The organism is Shewanella sp. BJSY2023SW001 (assembly GCF_047314685.1).
Lineage (GTDB): Bacteria > Pseudomonadota > Gammaproteobacteria > Enterobacterales > Shewanellaceae > Shewanella > Shewanella indica.
Genome location: NZ_JBKORF010000082.1, coordinates 1 through 17,262, shown reverse-complemented (window position 1 = coordinate 17,262; position 17,262 = coordinate 1). Strand labels below are relative to the sequence as shown.

Genomic DNA, 17,262 nt, shown 5'->3' with positions numbered 1-17,262 from the left:
CCTCAGATCGACAGTTTCTTCACGCGCTTGCCGCCCCACATGGCGTTTACAACCGCCCGGGTACCGACAATAGCGGTAAACATGGATGTCGCGATACCTATCATCAGGGTCACGGCGAAGCCTTTAATGGCGCCGCTGCCCACTGCGAACAGGATAAGTGCGGTGATGAAGGTGGTAATGTTGGCATCGGCAATGGTGGAGAACGCGTTGCCATAACCTTCATGAATAGCCTGCTGAACACTGCGACCTGCGCGAAGCTCTTCACGGATACGCTCGTAGATAAGCACGTTACCATCCACCGCCATACCCACTGTCAGCACCATACCGGCGATACCCGGCAGCGTCAGTACTGCGCCCGGGATCATCGACATCACACCCACCACCATGATCAGGTTGGCACACAGCGCCAGGTTGGCAATAACACCAAAGGCACGGTAGTAGATCAGCATAAAGATCAATACCACAGCCATACCCCAGAGCATTGCCTGCATCCCGTTTTCAATGTTTTCGGCACCCAGGCTTGGGCCTATGGTACGTTCTTCCACTATGGATACAGGTGCAATCAGCGCACCGGCGCGCAGCAGCAACGCCAGGTTCTGGGCTTCGCCATGAGACAGACCCGTGATAACAAAGTTACGGCCGAGGCGGGCTTGAATGGTCGCGACAGAGATGACTTCCTCGATCTTATCCATCTTCACGCTGCCATCAGGGTTACGCTTACCGCTGTCCTTATACTCGATAAACAAGGTCGCCATCGGCTTGCCGATGTTGTCTTTGGTCACGTTGGAGAAGATATTCCCGCCCTTGGCGTCCAGGCTGATACTCACCTGAGGCCGGCTGTATTGATCGAAGCTTGGCTGAGCGCCGGTAATATGATCACCGGTCAGCATCACTTCTTTCTTCAATACCGCAATACCCCCTTCACGACGTGGATACACCTCGGAGCCGGGTGGCACCCGGCCCGATTGCGCCGCATTCATGTCGGCTTTCTCATCGACCATATGGAATTCAATGGAAGCGGTCGCCCCGAGGATCTCTTTGGCGCGAGCAGTATCCTGTACCCCCGGCAGTTCAACGATAATGCGCTCGGCGCCTTGACGTTGTACTACGGGTTCAGCAACCCCAAGTTCGTTCACCCGGTTACGAATAGTGGTGATGTTCTGCGACAGAGCGTCTTCTTTCACCTGCTTGAGGTAGACTTCGCTCATGGTGGCCATCAGGGCAAAGTTATTACCCTCGCTGGCGTCGCTGAACACCATATCGTTGGAGCGACTCTTCAGGAAACTCTCGGCTTTAGCCAGATTCTCGGCATCACGGAACTTGATCTCAATGCCTTTGGCCGTAGCCTTGACACCCGAGTAGCGGATCCCCTCTTCCCGCAGTTGACTGCGGAAATCGGCGATCTTGGCTTCTTCCATCTTGCGAATGGCTTCGCCCATGTCCACTTCCATCAGGAAGTGCACACCACCACGTAGGTCAAGACCCAATTTCATCGGTGAACCACCGAGAGACTCGAGCCAGGCCGGTGTCGCCGGTGCCAGGTTCAACGCTACGCTGAACTTGTCACCCAAGGCTTCGGCTATCGCTTCTTTGGCCAACAACTGCTGTTCGGCATTGTTGACTCTGACGAGTAGCTGACCGTTTTCCAACTCGGAACGCTTGACACCTATCCCCTTGCTTTGCAGCAAGTCGTTCACTTGTGTCTGAGTCGTGACAGTCACATCCGCACCGCGGGTGCCCACCACTTGTACCGCGTGATCCTCACCAAAAAGGTTAGGCACGGCATAGAAAGCCCCGATGGCGATGATAATGATCACCATCAGGTTCTTCCATAAAGGATACTTATTTAACACGCCTCAGCCCCCTTGGCTTATAGCGACTGGATAGAGCCTTTTGGCAATACCGCCGCGATATAATCTTTTTTGATGGTGATCTGGGTGCTGTCGTTCAGGCTCAGCAGAACATAATCATTCTCATCGCTGATCTTGGCGATTTTGCCTATGATGCCACCACTGGTCAGGACTTCGTCGCCCTTACCCAGGGACGCCATCAGATTTTTGTGCTCTTTAACACGCTTGGACTGAGGACGGAAGATCATGAAATAGAAGATCAGACCGAAGATCACCAGCATGAACACCAATTCCATGGTACCGCCAGACTGAGGAGCACCGGCCGCACTAGCGTAAGCATTTGAAATAAACATATTTTTCTCTTCTTATCAGCAAATAAAATCAATCCACCAATTCAGGTACTTCACGGCCTTGACGACCATAGAAGTCCTTCACAAAGGCGTCTAATGTACCTGTCTCAATGGCGCCGCGCAAACCTTCCATTAACCTTTGGTAGTAACGCAGGTTATGTATGGTATTGAGACGGGCCCCGAGAATTTCATTACAGCGGTCCAGATGGTACAGATATGCCCGTGAGTAGTTCTTACAGGTATAGCAGTCACATTCCGGATCCAGCGGTGATGTGTCGTCACGATGCCGCGCGTTGCGGATCTTGATAACACCTTCTGTGACAAACAAGTGGCCGTTGCGGGCATTACGGGTTGGCATCACACAGTCAAACATGTCGATACCGCGACGCACGCCTTCAACCAGATCCTCCGGTTTGCCTACCCCCATCAAATAACGAGGCTTGTCTGTGGGGATCTGCGGGCAAACATGCTCCAGTACTCTGTGCATGTCCGCCTTGGGTTCCCCTACAGCCAAGCCGCCGACGGCATAGCCGTCAAAACCTATTTCCAACAAGCCCTTGAGGCTTTCATCACGCAGATCTTCATAGACACTGCCCTGAATAATCCCAAACAGTGAGTTGGGATTTTCCAGGCGGTCGAACTCGTCCCGTGAACGTTTTGCCCAGCGCAGTGACATCTGCATCGACTTGCGGGCTTCGTCGTGAGTGGCAGGATACGGCGTGCACTCATCAAAAATCATCACCACATCCGAGCCGAGCGAATATTGGATCTGCATCGACTTCTCGGCATCCATGAAAATCTTTTCGCCATTAATGGGCGAGCGGAAATGCACCCCTTCTTCGGTGATCTTGCGGATATCACCTAGGCTGAAAACCTGGAAACCACCCGAGTCGGTGAGAATCGGCCGTTGCCAGTTCATGAAATCGTGCAGATCACCATGCTTACGCATGATCTCTTCACCTGGGCGCAGCCAGAGGTGGAAAGTGTTCCCCAGCAGAATATCGGCTCCGGTGGCACGCACTTCTTCCGGAGTCATCCCCTTCACAGTGCCGTATGTTCCAACCGGCATAAAGGCCGGAGTCTCGACCGTACCTCGTTCAAAAATCAATCGGCCTCGGCGCGCGCGGCCATCAGTAGTATCCAATTCAAATTTCATGATTTACCTCGTCAGAGAAACAGTCTGACCTTAATTGCGCGGACTCGGGCCGCAGTGTTTAAACAACAGAGGGTCGAAAAGGCAAAAGGTTCACCCTTAAGACAAAATACCCGCTCATTGAGGCGGGTATTTTAAAGCAAAAGTCGTAATCAGTGAGCTTTTTTAGTCACAAACATGGCATCACCGTAACTGAAAAAGCGGTATTTTTCGGCAATCGCGTGCCGATAGGCGTTCATTACCTCATCAAAGCCGGCAAAAGCACTGACCAACATAATAAGAGTCGACTCCGGCAGGTGGAAATTAGTGACCATGGCATCCACTACCTGAAACTCATATCCGGGATAGATGAAAATATCTGTATCCCCTTTGAAGGCCTGCAGTTCGCCTTCACTCGCGCGAGCAGCGCTCTCGAGCGAACGCACGGAGGTTGTGCCCACCGCGATCACCCTTTTTCCGGCCGCCTTGGTGTTATGGATTTTAGCCACTACCTCGGCCGGCACTTCGGCCCACTCAGAGTGCATCTTATGTTCCAGTATGTTGTCGACCCGTACCGGCTGAAAAGTACCGGCACCAACATGCAGAGTCACAAAGGCGATATCCACGCCTTTGGCTTTCAGCTCGGCCAACATATTGTCATCAAAGTGCAAACCGGCCGTCGGCGCCGCAACCGCGCCCGGAGTTTGGTTATAAACTGTCTGATAGCGCTCTTTGTCGGCATCTTCATCGGGACGGTCGATATAAGGCGGCAACGGCATATGGCCTACCAGCTCCAGCACTTCAAGCACACTCGGACCGGATACCAGTTCAAGTTCAAACAGCGCGTCGTGACGTGCCAGCATCAACATTTTGAAGCCGCCATCGAGCAAAATTTCACTGCCTTCCTTCGGCGACTTTGAACTACGCACATGAGCAAGCACCCGCTTGTCATCCAGCATCCGTTCCACCAGGATTTCCAGCTTACCGCCGGTTGCCTTCTGCCCGAACAGGCGCGCCGGAATAACCCGGGTATTGTTGAATACCATGAGATCGCCGGGTTGAACCAGGTTCAACAACTCGGTGAAGCGGCAGTCGCTAAGAGCCCCGCTGTTACCATCCAGAGTGAGTAATCTGGACGCACTGCGTTTCTCCATAGGGAACTTGGCAATCAGTTCCTCTGGAAGATCGAAAGAAAAGTCTGCTACACGCATGAATGGGCCTCGGCTTAGCTGGAAACGGCGGCTAGTCTAGGGATTTGAGGCGTTAAGATCAAGGCTCCAGCGGTTCGTTTGCCTTTTCGGCAAGGGGCTTGTTGTCATCGAAGGGTTCGCGCCGATATTCGAGTTGCTCGAACGGAATATCTATATCTACCCTGCGCCTCTGGGGCCTTGGCGTTTTGTTGATAAGTTTATTGAACCAGTCCCACATCATCCTTGATCCTCTGTGTCACCGAACGCTAAGCGTAGCATCTTTTTCCACTGAGCAAAAAGAGAACATTCACCAGCGTCAGAGACTATTTTCATTTGCCGGCTTGTCATGGTAACTTGAGGGCGAATTCGACACCCAGTAACCAATATGAACTTCCTTGCACACCTGCATCTGGCCGATATCAGCCAAACATCTCTCGGCGCCAATCTCGCCGGCGACTTTGCCAAAGGCAATATTCAACAGTTTCCCAAACATTTGCAGCAGGGGCTCTGGCTCCACAGACAGATAGACAAGTTGACCGATAGCCACGAATTAACCCGCGAGTTAGTGCGTACTTTCCCCAAACCGCTTGCCAGAGTGGCACCTGTACTGATGGATTTGGCCTTTGACCATATGCTGGCAAAGTACTGGGAGGAATATCATCATCAACCTTTGGCTGCCTTTTGCGATAAGGCCTACGAGAGCCTCAGACAAACGCAATCCCTACCCGAAGGCTTAGCCAAACTGGCGCCAGTGATGGAGCAGCAAAATTGGCTGTTGAATTATCAAAGTCGCCAGGGGCTCAACAGTGCTGTAACCGGTGTGAGTCGCCGACTTTCAAAACCTGAGCTGTTCAACGGTGCCCAACAAGCGCTGCAAAAACTCGATACTGAAATTGAAATCGCCTTTCGAACCTTTTACCCACAATTGATGGCTTACAGCCGGATATGGGCCAGAAAGACACCCGCGGAATTTCTTTGATCTAAACCCAGCCCAAGGGCCGCTTCGGTTGAACCCACAAAGCCACTTTTGCCGGGCCCATGGCTTTGTTAAAATTGCGCCTTCACGAAGGAGAGTTCATGCAAGTTTTTGAGTACCGCCCACCGGCCCTGCCCTGGCTCGATATCCGCTATCTGGATCGCGATATTATTATCATCAACAAGCCATCCGGGCTGTTATCCAACCCTGGGCGCGCCGCCGTAACCCATGATTGCGCCCTCACCCGCTTACAGCGCCTGTATCCGGAAACCATATTGGTGCACAGGCTGGACTGCGCCACTTCAGGGATAATGGTTTTCGCCCGCAACAAAGCCGCCGAGTCCAGTCTCAAGACTCAGTTTCAGGAACGGCAAAGCGATAAACTGTATGTGGCCGAGGTGGCTGGACATCTTGAACAGCCAGCCGGTGTTATCGACTTGCCTCTGGCAGCGGATAAGGCCAACCCACCGCTGCAGCAAGTCTCAGAGCAAGGTAAGAGAGCGGTCACTCACTACAAAGTGCTTGAGCGCCGTGAGGATTCCAGCCTGGTGGCATTACAACCGGAAACCGGCCGGACTCATCAGCTCAGAGTCCACATGCTCGCATTGGGGCATCCGATTTTAGGGGATGATTTCTATGGTGGATGTGAGATTGAAAATGCCCGTCCGCGACTCTGTCTGCATGCTGCCAGCCTGGCATTTTGCCACCCTTACTCGGGTGCCGAGATGCATTTTGTCAGCCTGTCGCCTTTCTGACCCTTGCAAGGCTTGATAAAGAAAGCCTTAGAAAAAGCAGCTAAAGAAAACGCCCGCTTAGCGGGCGTTTTCTTTTTTTACAATGAGTCAAACAATTATTAAGCACTCATCACTGATTTGGGTTCCAGACTGAAGCTATCGCCTCCTTCAGTGCAAAACTGCAGCTTGCCCTCTGCAGTTAAAATAAAGTATTCACCAAACAGGTTACCACCCATATCTTCCAGACATAAACCGGCATTGGTCTGTTTGGACTTCATCTCATCCACGCTGTGGCAACCATCGCTGAACCAGGTTTCCAGAAACAGCTTGCCACCTTGACGATACAAGGTCAGTTCTTCACCACTGCCTGGGCGACTATCCTGCCAACAACCAAGAAATTCTCGCTGTTGTTCGTTCTGTCGGTGCAGACGCTTGCGCTTTTCTACTCCAGACATATCCATACCCTTAAACCATGTCAGCCCAGCCTCTTTGGCTGACCCCAAATGCATGACATTAAGCATAGAACTCATAGTGCCCCTTTACCCGGCCAAAAGTAACATAAAAGTGAAAAATTTGATTCCAAATCATTAAAAACCAATAAGTTAGAATGAAATCTCTCGAATGTGCGCAGTGTAGCCCAGTGACAAAATAAAAGTGTGATCAAGATCACTTATTGCGGAGAATTTAAGCAATTTATGAAATAACTCACACAATCCCCTTACCACCGGCCGTTTGAACGGTCACACCGTGGCAAATGGGGACCAAAAACAAAGGGCGGCCCAGAGGCCGCCCTGTATCTTCAACAATGTTTCCTAGGGAATGCTTCTTGCAAAGGACTAGGGCCATTTGCTGCGAACCACGCCTTGCACCCAGGCCTGTAAGTCGACGCAGAGCACACATGGGGCTTGTTCGCACCTTCCTTAGCTTAGCTTGCGATCTTCGGCCTGGCAGACTGCCGCGGTAAACAACACATCAGTGGAAGAGTTCAGCGCAGTTTCAGCCGCATCCTGAATGACCCCAATAACAAAGCCAACAGCCACCACCTGAATGGCAATGCTGTCACTGATGCCAAACAAGCTACAAGCCAGAGGGATCAGCAGCAATGAACCACCGGCTACCCCGGAGGCACCACAAGCCGACACGGCGGCCACCAGGCTCAACAGCAAGGCAGTTGGCAAGTCGACACTGGTTCCCGTGGTATGCACAGCTGCCAGGGTCAGTACGGTAATGGTAATTGCCGCGCCCCCCATGTTGATAGTGGCCCCCAGAGGAATAGAAACCGAATAGGTGTCTTTATGCAGTTTGAGGCGCTCACACAAGGCCATGTTCACCGGAATATTGGCCGCGCTCGAACGGGTAAAGAAGGCGGTTACGCCACTCTCTCTGAGGCAAGCGAACACCAATGGGTAAGGATTGCGTCTTGTCTTGTAGAACACCAAGAGCGGGTTCACCACCAGGGCTATGATAGCCATGCTTCCCAGCAAGACGCCTAGCAGACGGCCATAATTGTACACTTCCTCAAAACCGCTCTCGGCAAAGGTCACGGCCACCAGACCGAAAATGCCTATCGGCGCCAAGCGGATAATAAAGCGCACCATCTGTGAGATACCATGACTGACATCGGCAAATACCTGTTTGGTCGAGTCACTGGAATGATGCAGCGCCAATCCAAGACCAATACCCCAAGCCAGAATACCTATATAGTTGGCATTCATCAGAGCATTGACTGGGTTGTCGACCAATTTGAACAACAGAGTATTGAGAACTTCCAGAATACCTTGCGGCGGCGACAGTAACTGTTCAGGCGCCCTGAGCTTGAGTGTGGTGGGAAACATAAAGCTCATTACCACAGCTGTAAGTGCCGAGGCAAAAGTACCGAACAGGTACAAGGCGATAATTGGCCGCATATTGCTCTTGGTATTTTTCTTCTGATTGGCAATCGATGCCGCCACCAGCAGAAATACCAGGATCGGCGCGATCGCCTTAAGCGCGCCGACAAAAAGATCTCCAAGAAAAGAAACGCTCTTTGCCCATTCCGGAGCAAAGTGTGCGAGCCCCATGCCCGCGATGATCCCCAAAAGGATTTGCAGTACAAGACTGCTCTTGGCCAATCGGGCCAAAAGTAAAGAAGATTGGTTCATTGCCTGACCTGTCGTTATTATCTTTCTGGCACCAGTGCCACAGGAGTTACGTTTTTAGCGGATGAAACCGCTAATGTCTAGCTTTGAAGCCTATTTGTGTCGTCTGGATAACCCTGAACACGCATTTTGGCAACAGCGATGTCATTTTTGACTATCTTGTGCAATTTTGGCGCCTCTGAGCATGGCATCAATAAGTTCATGGGCATCGAACTTGGTGAGGGCTTCGTTGGCACCTACCTGGTGCGCCTGGCTGACACTGATCTCACTGGACAGCGAGGTATGCAGGATAATGTAAGCTCCGGCGAGTGCCGGTTTGTCTCTCACCTCAAAGGCGAGCTCATAACCATCCAGACCCGGCATTTCGATGTCACTCACCAGGAGATCCACTGGGCGCTTTTCGGCCGCGGCCTTTTCCATGATAGCCAAAGCCTGGGCACCGTTTGAGGTGACCTCATAAGGGATATTAATGGAGTCCAGCGCATCAGACAGTTGCTTTCTGGCTACTTTAGAGTCGTCCACCAACAAGATCCGCAGCGGTTTCAACCTTTCCCTTTGCACATCGGTCAGCATGGCCACACTCTGGGCCGCAATCGGGAAAATCTTTGACAGCAGCAACTCAACATCCAGCAATTGCACCAGCTTATTGTCGTAACGAGTCACTCCGGTGAGATAGGCATTGCGTCCCAGGTTATCCGGCGGTGATTCAATATCACGCCAGTTACATTCGAGGATCTTGTCGATACCGCGAACCAGAAAGCCTATCTCCATCCGCTGACAATCTGTGATGATGATAAAGCAACTCTTGCGCTCCTCTGCAGTAACCGGGCGATAACCAACGGCCGCCGCCATATCCACTACAGGAATGGTATGTCCTCTGAAGTTTACCGCCCCCATCACAGCCGGATGAGATTGGGGGATCTGGTTTAGTGGCATATAAGGTACCAACTCACGGATCTTCAGGGTACCTATGGCAAACAGCTGGCTTGCCGACAGATGAAACAGCAGCAGTCCCTGAGATTGATTGGCCTTACTCTTCATAACAACACCATTACAGACAATAAGTTAAACGCTTCAGGATAACACAGGCTTGAACCTATGGTGGTCAGCTGCAATTCACAATTGCGACTCAATAGGCAAAAGGCTGAGGATATCGGCACTGAGACGGCGCCAGAAACCGGCGGCTGGCTCGTTATAGAACACCTCTTGTTTGGCATCGTCATGCCACACCAGCTCATCCTCCTCCAGCGCCAAGCGGTAAGCATTACGTAGTAAGGCGCCGCCCAGTTGCCGCTGCATGTGTTCGGCAAGCTCGGGCTGATGTAGCAGTATGCCCATTTCAGTATTGATCCAGGCAGAACGAGGATCAAAATTGAACGAACCGACGAACACATCTTCGCCGTCCAGCACAAAAGTTTTGGCATGTAAGCTGGTGCGTGAGCTGCCGCGCCATGAAGAAGGCTTATGGTCGGGGTCAGCCTTGACTTCATAGAGGCTGACACCGGCTTCCAGTAGTTGCCGACGATACTTCTTGTAGCCACCATGCACGGCCACTACATCTGTGGCTGCCAGGCTATTGGTCACCACAGTAACCTCAATGCCGTTGGCTACCGCCTGTGCCAGGGCATCTGCCCCTTTGGATGTGGGCACAAAATAGGGCGAGATGATCAGTATGTTGTTTTCAACCTGGGACAGAAAACGACCGATATCGGCCAGCATCCAACTCTCGGGCTCGGCGCTGCGCAGCTTATCGGGCGGGTCGAACAACACCTTGGCTTCGCCCCAATACCAGTCGAGTTGCTGCTGCTCCATGTTGGTTATCAACTGGCTCTGCAACAAGCGCTGATAATAAGGGTGATCCTGCATCGCCTGCTGTTCCTGCCGCATCTTGGTATCGGCCTGCAGCAATTTTTCCCGGGTCAGACGCTTGGGCAGCAATTGCTCAAGCGGAATAGTCAGCGGCGCATTCCAGTAAAGATCAAACTGATCAGAGATAGCCGGTATCGCCTCGCCTATGGCGAGCAAGTCAAAGTCACCGAACTCAAGTTCATCGTTAGCGGAAAAATACTCATTGCCTATGTTGCGCCCTCCCACCACAGAAACCATGTTGTCCACCGTCAGCGACTTATTGTGCATTCTGTGGTTCAAGCGGGCGAAACTGAACAGCCAAGACAAGCCTCTGAAGGTGCGGGAATATACCGGGTTATAGAGGCGAACCTGAATATTGGGATGATGATTTAAGGCCGCCAGTCCGGATTCGAGCGGCGCACTCGTGGTATCATCCAGCAGCAGCCTTACCCGCACGCCGCGCTCAGCAGCTTCCAATAATTGCCACACCAGGGTTTTACCGGTTTCATCGGCCCGATAGATATAGTATTGCAAATCGATACTGCTCTGGGCACTGCGGATAAGTGCCAACCTGGCAATGAAGGCATCAACACCTTCGGCCAGTGGTAGTACGCCCGTCTGCGATGGGTGGACGGACAATTGAGGTTCCAGATAATCCAGCAAGACAGAACTCTCCGGCGTTGCCAGATAGCTGGAGTCGCTGTATGCGGGATCCCGTGTCGGTGCCGAACTGCAAGCGCTAAGCAAGGACAAGAGGACCAGCAATATTCCAAACTGTGGCAACATTCTGAATATTCTTCGAAATAATGAAGAGTATTCAAGCATTAATTCGTTCCGGGATCCAGTATTCCCGCCTCCGGCGTTAATTTGCTAATCCTGTAAAGCATAGAGCACATCGAACACAAACTGATCCCAACCATGGGATTCAAAGGCAACATCTGCCACCGCACGAATGCGGGCAACTGCATGCAGCGGCGCCACGCCATGCTCCATCAAGTAGTAGGCCAGTAATAGGCAAGTACGGTTTTGCCCCGACTCACAATGTACCAATACCCCTAGACCGGCCGCACGCTGACGCTGGATAAAGTCGAGTGCCTTGGGTAACTGCTCGACGCAGAGCCGCAAATCGGCATCCGACGGGGCTTCTCCACTCGGTAAAGGGATACAGGCAAACTCAAATGGCGACTGAGGCCAATCGGCGGCCAAGTTACCAGCCATATTGTCAGCCAAGGAAAGAATGGCGCCTATCCCGGAGCGTTGCAGCTCATCAAAATCCCAGTTCTGGCCTACCGGACCCCGGCTTCCTGCCAACTCTCCCTCTTCCAGCCAAAAGAGTGGTTGCATCTGTGTTTTCCTCAGTAATACGCAACTTTTGCTTGGCTTCAGAATACCCCAAATCGATAGAGAGTTTCGTTGATTTATGCCAAAAGATTAACTGGGACGACCGGCTTCCAAGTCAAGCAATTGTTGCTTCATGGTGAGGCCCCAGGCATAGCCGGTCAACTTGCCATCCTTGCCTATGACTCTGTGGCAAGGCACGATAATCGCTATCGGGTTGGCGCCATTGGCAGTGCCGACAGCGCGAACAGCTTTGGGGTTATCAATCTTTACGGCCAGCTCACCGTAACTGGTAAAACTGCCGTAGGGCAACCCCACCAATGCCTGCCAAACAGCGCGTTGAAAGCGTGTCCCCTTGGGAGCCAAAGGCAGTTCGAAGACCTGTCTGGTACCGGCAAAATACTCCAAAAGCTGGCTCTTGGTCTGTGTCAATATCGCCTCTGCCCGCGCCTTTTGCGCCGTACTCGCGCTAGCCAGCGGGATCCGGCGCTCTCTGTCATCCCCCGTCAAAACCGACAGATGTGACAACCCATGGGGCCCCGCAGCAAGCCACAGCCTGCCCACAGCCGAATCCATGCTAAGCTCCGCCACCGGCAGCAATTCTGCTATCGGCCACTCTTTACTCAACGATACGGCCAAGCTCGGATTATCTTGTGTACTCATAGGATTAATCCTTTGATTTTATAGCTTTTGAATAGGTGTTTGACAGATGCCTTTGCAACCCATTCCATTCTCTTCATTCAGCGCTTTCATTCAGTGCTTTCATTCCGAGCTGTCTATGGGCGCTGTGCCGAATGCCAAAGTTGCAGAGTAAGGTAGCTGCCCCAGGGCGACGCCGCTTCAGTGACACCTTGCAGTAATGCTTGGTAATGGCCCGCACCTTGATTGCCTTTATGCTGAGCAACTGCGCCTTGTTTAACCGAATCAGGATTAATTTGAGCCAAACTATCGTTACCCTTGGTCGAGATTGCTGTTTCAACAAGTAGCCTGAGCAGACGTTTACGGATTATCAAATCGCCGCCGAGCAACACATCAGGATCCGACAACCCGCGCATTCTGGCGTAGGCTATGGTCCAAGGGCCAATCCCTTTCAAACTGAGCCAAGCCTCAGGCTCGGTATCACCATGCTCAAGCTGAAAACGCGCCAACTCGGCCAGTGCCATCTTTCTGCTTGCGGGCATTTTCAACTCGTCAAAGTCCGCCGCCAACATACTTTCGGGCTCGGGAAAGAAGCTGATTTCGCGCCCGGCGATAACTCGCCGCTCACCTCTGGCTGCCACCAACTGCCCCAACAGTTTTGTGGCTTGGGTAACGCTGACCTGCTGGCCCAGAACAGCCCGCACCCCGGCTTCAAACAGAGAGCCTGCTGCCGGCAGCCTCAGCCCCGGCTCCCAACCAAAGGTGGAGTCTGCCAGTGTGATAGGTTGCAACACTTGCTCAACCTGCTGCATATCAGCGTCGAGATCCAATATCCTTCTTATCCGATTGACCAATACCGGCAACAAGCTAAGCTCGGCGCCCTCTTCCAATGCCAGGGTAACTGCGACTCTATTTTGCGAGGCCTGCAACTCGGCAAAAAACCAAGCTTTGAACCCGCCTTTGTCGCTGTTGAGTAACAGGCTGCGACCATAGCCCTGGCGGCCATTAAGTTCAAACCACTCCATTCCTGTTACCGCCCGCAGGCGATAGAAATCAAGCAGCGCTTGCCAGGCATAAGGCGGCCGGTAACTCAAAAACAGTTGCAGCCTGTTACTGTCGTCCATTTGCGTATCAGCGCTACGTCTGAGTGCCGACGGGGTTAGCTGCAGCTGACTCTGAAACACTTCGTTGAAACGGCGAATACTCGTGTATCCCGCAGCCAAGGCCACCTGCGTGATAGGGAGCCGGGTTTGGTGCAGCAACTGCTTGGCAAACATCAATTGCTGAAACGCAGCGTATTGCTTGGGAGACAGGCCCAGCGCTTCGACAAACAGCTTGCGCAGATAACGACTGCTGATCCCGAGACGCAGTGCCAAGTGCTCGACACCTTTCGCCGACTCGCCGCTCAAGGCGCCCTGCTCTATCAGAGTTACCGCCCGCTCCAGCGTGGTTCTCGTGCCTTTCCAGGCACAGGAACCTGGCGCGCTTTCCGGCCGACAGCGCAAACAGGGGCGCAAACCTTGATTTGCTGCGGCTGCGGCCGAGAAAAAATATTCGACATTTTCCTCTTTCGGCGCCACCGCCGGACAGATAGGCCGGCAATAGATCCCCGTCGTCTTCACCCCGATAAAGAAACGGCCATCAAACCTGGGATCGCGACTGAGTCTCGCCCGGCGGCAGGTGTCGGCGCTGAGCTCAGTAAAAATCGTCATCATCTGTTTCGCTATCGTCTATAACCTGGATGCAGATTACCCCGCAAACACGAGGGAAACCAGCGGAAAACGGAACTGGACCCCGAGACTAAACCCAAACAGTTGATCCGGAATAATAGCTGCCCTGCCGGTAAAAATTGGGTATGCTGGAACGGCTTGAATAAAAATCACTCCAGATCCGCAAGGCCCGATGTCTGCCCGCATAACCGGGCAAGAATCATTCTTTGCCAAGAGATAAATCGCCCATAACAGTTTGCCAAGAGAAGGCCATGATAAAGACGTTGTTTTCCCGCTTTGAACACTGGACGGATCCACTGCCGGATATAGAACCATCTCCACCGCCCAAAGGGCTCTATGCTTTTTGTCGCCACTACACCAAAGGTTTCGAGCGACCGTTGATATTGATGTCAATATTGACCGCAATTCTGGCCATGCTGGAAGTGTCGTTGTTTGGCTTTATGGGGCAGTTGGTTGACTGGCTGGTAGACAAGGATCCACAAACCCTGCTGCAGGATGAAGGACTCAAGTTACTCGGCATGACCTTGCTGGTACTCGTGCTCTTGCCTGTACTCATCTTGCTGCACGCCTTGATTGTCTACCAAAGTCTCTTGGGCAACTATCCGATGGCCATCCGCTGGCTGGCGCACAAATACTTGTTGAAACAGAGTGTTTCCTTCTATCAGGACGACTTTGCCGGCCGCATAGCCACCAAGGTGATGCAAACCTCTCTGGCGGTGCGGGAAACCGTGATGAAACTCCTGGACGTGCTGGTCTACATAATGGTGTATTTCACCTCCATGCTGGTGATGATCGCCAGTGCCGATATGCGCTTGATGCTGCCCATGTTGGCATGGCTTGCCATCTATATCGGCCTGCAGTGGTATTTCGTGCCCAAGTTGAAAGCCGTGTCTACCGAGCAAGCCGATGCCCGCTCAACCATGACAGGTCGAATCGTCGACAGCTACACCAATATTGCCACGGTCAAACTCTTCTCCCACACCCAGCAGGAAGCCGAATACGCGCAGTCGAGCATGAAAACCTTCCTGGATACCGTGCACAGGCAGATGCGTCTGGTCACCGGAATTAACGTCAGTGTGCAGCTACTGAACTATTTCCTGGCCTTTAGCGTGGCAGCCGTATCCATCTGGCTCTGGAGCGACAGTGCCATCAGTGTTGGCGCCATAGCGATTGCCGTCAGCCTGGCTCTGCGCCTCAACGGCATGTCGCAATGGATAATGTGGGAAATCAGCTCACTGTTTGAAAATATAGGGACAGTGGCCGATGGTATGAGCACCCTGTCCAAACCCACCCGCATTCTGGATGCCGAAGACGCCAAAGCCATTTTGGTTGAGCAAGGGCAAATCGATTTCGATAAGGTCAGCTTTCACTATGGAGAACAGAGCGGTGTGCTGGAAGGCCTGGATTTACAGATCAAGCCAGGTGAAAAAGTCGGTCTGGTGGGGCGCTCGGGTGCCGGTAAGTCCACCTTGGTCAATCTGCTGATGCGTTTTCATGATGTGGAAAAGGGAAAAATTCTGATAGACGGTCAGGATATCCGTAAAGTTACCCAGGATTCGCTGCGCTCACAGATAGGCATGGTGACTCAGGATACCTCCTTGCTGCACAGATCCATCAGAGAAAATATTCTTTATGGTCGTCCCGATGCCACGGAAGAGGAACTGGAGCAGGCGATCATCAAGGCCCAAGCCAGTGAATTCATCGCCTCTTTGACAGATCCGTCGGGAAATACCGGGCTGGATGCCCAGGTGGGTGAACGGGGCGTCAAATTATCCGGCGGTCAAAGGCAGCGTATTGCCATCGCCAGAGTGCTATTGAAAGATGCGCCAATATTGATCCTGGATGAAGCCACCTCGGCACTCGACTCGGAAGTGGAAGCAGCAATTCAGGAAAGCCTCTATCAACTGATGGAAGGAAAAACCGTTATCGCTATCGCCCACAGACTATCAACCATAGCCGCAATGGATAGATTGATAGTGCTGGATCAGGGCAAAGTGGTCGAACAAGGCAGCCATCAGGAACTGATCCGCAGCAAAGGAATTTACGCCCAGCTGTGGGCTCACCAAACAGGCGGTTTTATCGGTGTAGACTGAGATATCTTTACCGCCCTGCTTTTCGGCATAGAACAACATTTCAGGAAGCCATCACGGCTTCCTGGTTTTTTAAGCCTTCCATACCATATAAAGAGACACTCACCTTGACTAACTGCCACATACTTATTCAAGTAGCGACTTTTTATTCAAGTAGTAACTAGGCGGGTATCCGGGCAAAACAATCTGGCGTATCGGTAATGAGGCCTGTGCCTGATAAGAGCAGTTAATAAGAACTGCATTTTAGAGCCACGTTTCGATACATGGTTGGATAAATACTCTAACAAGCCATTCGGGGTTAGAGCGTACTTTTGCTAGGACGCAAACGTTGAAGAAACAGATAACAAAAAACCACCCTGAGGTGGTTAGTGTTTCTCTTGAAGAGAGAATCTATGGTGGAGCTAGACGGGATCGAACCGTCGACCTCTTGCATGCCATGCAAGCGCTCTCCCAGCTGAGCTATAGCCCCGAAATTCTGTCAAAAACAAAATCTCTTGAAAAATGTGGCATCCCCTAGGGGATTCGAACCCCTGTTACCGCCGTGAAAGGGCGGTGTCCTAGGCCTCTAGACGAAGGGGACCCCGGACTCACGTTTTAGACTCTGTGAAAGGAGTACAGGTTTTGCGAAACACTGCAAAATGTGGCATCCCTTAGCGGATTCGAACCACGGTTACCGCCGACTCTCTACCCAGAGAAAGTGGGCGCTGTCCTAGGCCTCTTGGCTAAGCCAAGCCCGGACTCACTGTTCACACTCTGTGATAACAGTATTTGGTGGAGCTAGACGGGATCGAACCGTCGACCTCTTGCATGCCATGCAAGCGCTCTCCCAGCTGAGCTATAGCCCCGAAATTCTGTCAAAAACAAAATCTCTTGAAAAATGTGGCATCCCCTAGGGGATTCGAACCCCTGTTACCGCCGTGAAAGGGCGGTGTCCTAGGCCTCTAGACGAAGGGGACCCCGGACTCACGTTTTAGACTCTGTGAAAGGAGTACAGGTTTTGCGAAACACTGCAAAATGTGGCATCCCCTAAGGAATTCTAACCACGGTTACCGCCGACTCTCTACCCAAAGAAAGTGGGCGCTGTCCTAGGCCTCTAGGCTAAGCCAACCCCGGACTCACTGTTTAGACTCTGTGAAAGGAGTACAGGTTTTACGAAACACTGCAAAATGTGGCATCCCTTAGCGGATTCGAACCACGGTTACCGCCGACTCTCTACCCAGAGAAAGTGGGCGCTGTCCTAGGCCTCT

Annotated in this window: 15 protein-coding genes and 4 tRNA genes; 3 read left to right on the top strand and 16 right to left on the bottom strand. The window is 52.3% G+C overall.

Annotated elements, in window-relative coordinates; all coding sequences use genetic code 11:
• Positions 1 to 2 precede the first annotated feature (2 nt).
• The 5 genes from secD to ACMHXH_RS18745 all read right to left on the bottom strand — a co-directional run bounded on the left by secD (position 3) and on the right by ACMHXH_RS18745 (position 4,763).
• Entirely contained in the window at positions 3 to 1,853 is a 1,851-nt protein-coding gene (gene secD / locus ACMHXH_RS18765; RefSeq protein WP_039033823.1) for a protein translocase subunit SecD, read from the bottom strand.
• 17 nt (positions 1,854 to 1,870) lie between these two features.
• A complete protein-coding gene (gene yajC, locus ACMHXH_RS18760) occupies positions 1,871 to 2,203 on the bottom strand; it encodes a preprotein translocase subunit YajC (RefSeq protein WP_025011473.1) in 333 nt (110 codons plus the stop codon).
• A 28-nt stretch (positions 2,204 to 2,231) separates the two neighbouring features.
• Positions 2,232 to 3,356, bottom strand: coding sequence for a tRNA guanosine(34) transglycosylase Tgt (tgt, locus tag ACMHXH_RS18755; protein ID WP_071476480.1), 1,125 nt, complete (start codon positions 3,354 to 3,356; stop codon positions 2,232 to 2,234).
• 149 nt (positions 3,357 to 3,505) lie between these two features.
• On the bottom strand, positions 3,506 to 4,543 hold the full coding sequence (gene queA, locus ACMHXH_RS18750) for a tRNA preQ1(34) S-adenosylmethionine ribosyltransferase-isomerase QueA (RefSeq protein WP_335912026.1): 1,038 nt from the start codon (positions 4,541 to 4,543) through the stop codon (positions 3,506 to 3,508).
• Positions 4,544 to 4,601: 58 nt separating this feature from the next.
• Positions 4,602 to 4,763: a hypothetical protein gene (locus ACMHXH_RS18745; protein ID WP_157823027.1), complete on the bottom strand. Its 162-nt coding sequence runs from the start codon at positions 4,761 to 4,763 to the stop codon at positions 4,602 to 4,604.
• A 144-nt stretch (positions 4,764 to 4,907) separates the two neighbouring features.
• Between ACMHXH_RS18745 and ACMHXH_RS18740 the strand changes: the two genes are divergently transcribed.
• Both ACMHXH_RS18740 and ACMHXH_RS18735 read left to right on the top strand, forming a co-directional pair.
• On the top strand, positions 4,908 to 5,501 hold the full coding sequence (locus tag ACMHXH_RS18740; RefSeq protein WP_039033817.1) for an ACP phosphodiesterase: 594 nt from the start codon (positions 4,908 to 4,910) through the stop codon (positions 5,499 to 5,501).
• 98 nt (positions 5,502 to 5,599) lie between these two features.
• Complete coding sequence (locus ACMHXH_RS18735) at positions 5,600 to 6,253, top strand: RluA family pseudouridine synthase (RefSeq protein ID WP_039033816.1); 654 nt, start codon at positions 5,600 to 5,602, stop codon at positions 6,251 to 6,253.
• A gap of 98 nt (positions 6,254 to 6,351) precedes the next feature.
• On the opposite strand, the gene ACMHXH_RS18730 is transcribed toward ACMHXH_RS18735, so the two are convergent.
• The 7 genes from ACMHXH_RS18730 to ACMHXH_RS18700 all read right to left on the bottom strand — a co-directional run bounded on the left by ACMHXH_RS18730 (position 6,352) and on the right by ACMHXH_RS18700 (position 13,910).
• Positions 6,352 to 6,687, bottom strand: a complete 336-nt coding sequence (locus ACMHXH_RS18730; protein WP_233962769.1) for a hypothetical protein — start codon at positions 6,685 to 6,687, stop codon at positions 6,352 to 6,354.
• Positions 6,688 to 7,152: 465 nt separating this feature from the next.
• Positions 7,153 to 8,373, bottom strand: a complete 1,221-nt coding sequence (gene sstT / locus ACMHXH_RS18725; protein WP_144361142.1) for a serine/threonine transporter SstT — start codon at positions 8,371 to 8,373, stop codon at positions 7,153 to 7,155.
• 141 nt (positions 8,374 to 8,514) lie between these two features.
• Positions 8,515 to 9,411 (bottom strand): chemotaxis protein, encoded by an 897-nt coding sequence (locus ACMHXH_RS18720; protein ID WP_071476484.1) that lies wholly within the window; start codon positions 9,409 to 9,411, stop codon positions 8,515 to 8,517.
• A gap of 75 nt (positions 9,412 to 9,486) precedes the next feature.
• Positions 9,487 to 11,004 carry a phospholipase D family protein gene (locus ACMHXH_RS18715; RefSeq protein WP_335912023.1) on the bottom strand — a complete coding sequence of 506 codons (1,518 nt, stop codon included), beginning with the start codon at positions 11,002 to 11,004 and terminating at the stop codon, positions 9,487 to 9,489.
• 84 nt (positions 11,005 to 11,088) lie between these two features.
• Positions 11,089 to 11,562 carry a dual specificity protein phosphatase family protein gene (locus ACMHXH_RS18710; protein ID WP_039033813.1) on the bottom strand — a complete coding sequence of 158 codons (474 nt, stop codon included), beginning with the start codon at positions 11,560 to 11,562 and terminating at the stop codon, positions 11,089 to 11,091.
• A gap of 87 nt (positions 11,563 to 11,649) precedes the next feature.
• On the bottom strand, positions 11,650 to 12,219 hold the full coding sequence (locus tag ACMHXH_RS18705) for a methylated-DNA--[protein]-cysteine S-methyltransferase (protein ID WP_413738463.1): 570 nt from the start codon (positions 12,217 to 12,219) through the stop codon (positions 11,650 to 11,652).
• Between the two features lie 113 nt (positions 12,220 to 12,332).
• A complete protein-coding gene (locus ACMHXH_RS18700; protein ID WP_335912021.1) occupies positions 12,333 to 13,910 on the bottom strand; it encodes a DNA-3-methyladenine glycosylase 2 family protein in 1,578 nt (525 codons plus the stop codon).
• A 278-nt stretch (positions 13,911 to 14,188) separates the two neighbouring features.
• Between ACMHXH_RS18700 and ACMHXH_RS18695 the strand changes: the two genes are divergently transcribed.
• Positions 14,189 to 16,018 carry an ABC transporter ATP-binding protein gene (locus ACMHXH_RS18695; RefSeq protein WP_039033819.1) on the top strand — a complete coding sequence of 610 codons (1,830 nt, stop codon included), beginning with the start codon at positions 14,189 to 14,191 and terminating at the stop codon, positions 16,016 to 16,018.
• 390 nt (positions 16,019 to 16,408) lie between these two features.
• Here the strand turns inward: ACMHXH_RS18695 and ACMHXH_RS18690 are convergent.
• From ACMHXH_RS18690 to ACMHXH_RS18675, 4 genes are all read right to left on the bottom strand, one after another.
• Positions 16,409 to 16,484, bottom strand: a tRNA-Ala gene (locus ACMHXH_RS18690).
• Between the two features lie 35 nt (positions 16,485 to 16,519).
• Positions 16,520 to 16,595, bottom strand: a tRNA-Glu gene (locus ACMHXH_RS18685).
• Between the two features lie 189 nt (positions 16,596 to 16,784).
• Positions 16,785 to 16,860, bottom strand: a tRNA-Ala gene (locus tag ACMHXH_RS18680).
• 35 nt (positions 16,861 to 16,895) lie between these two features.
• Positions 16,896 to 16,971: transfer RNA gene (locus ACMHXH_RS18675), tRNA-Glu, on the bottom strand.
• Positions 16,972 to 17,262 lie beyond the last annotated feature (291 nt).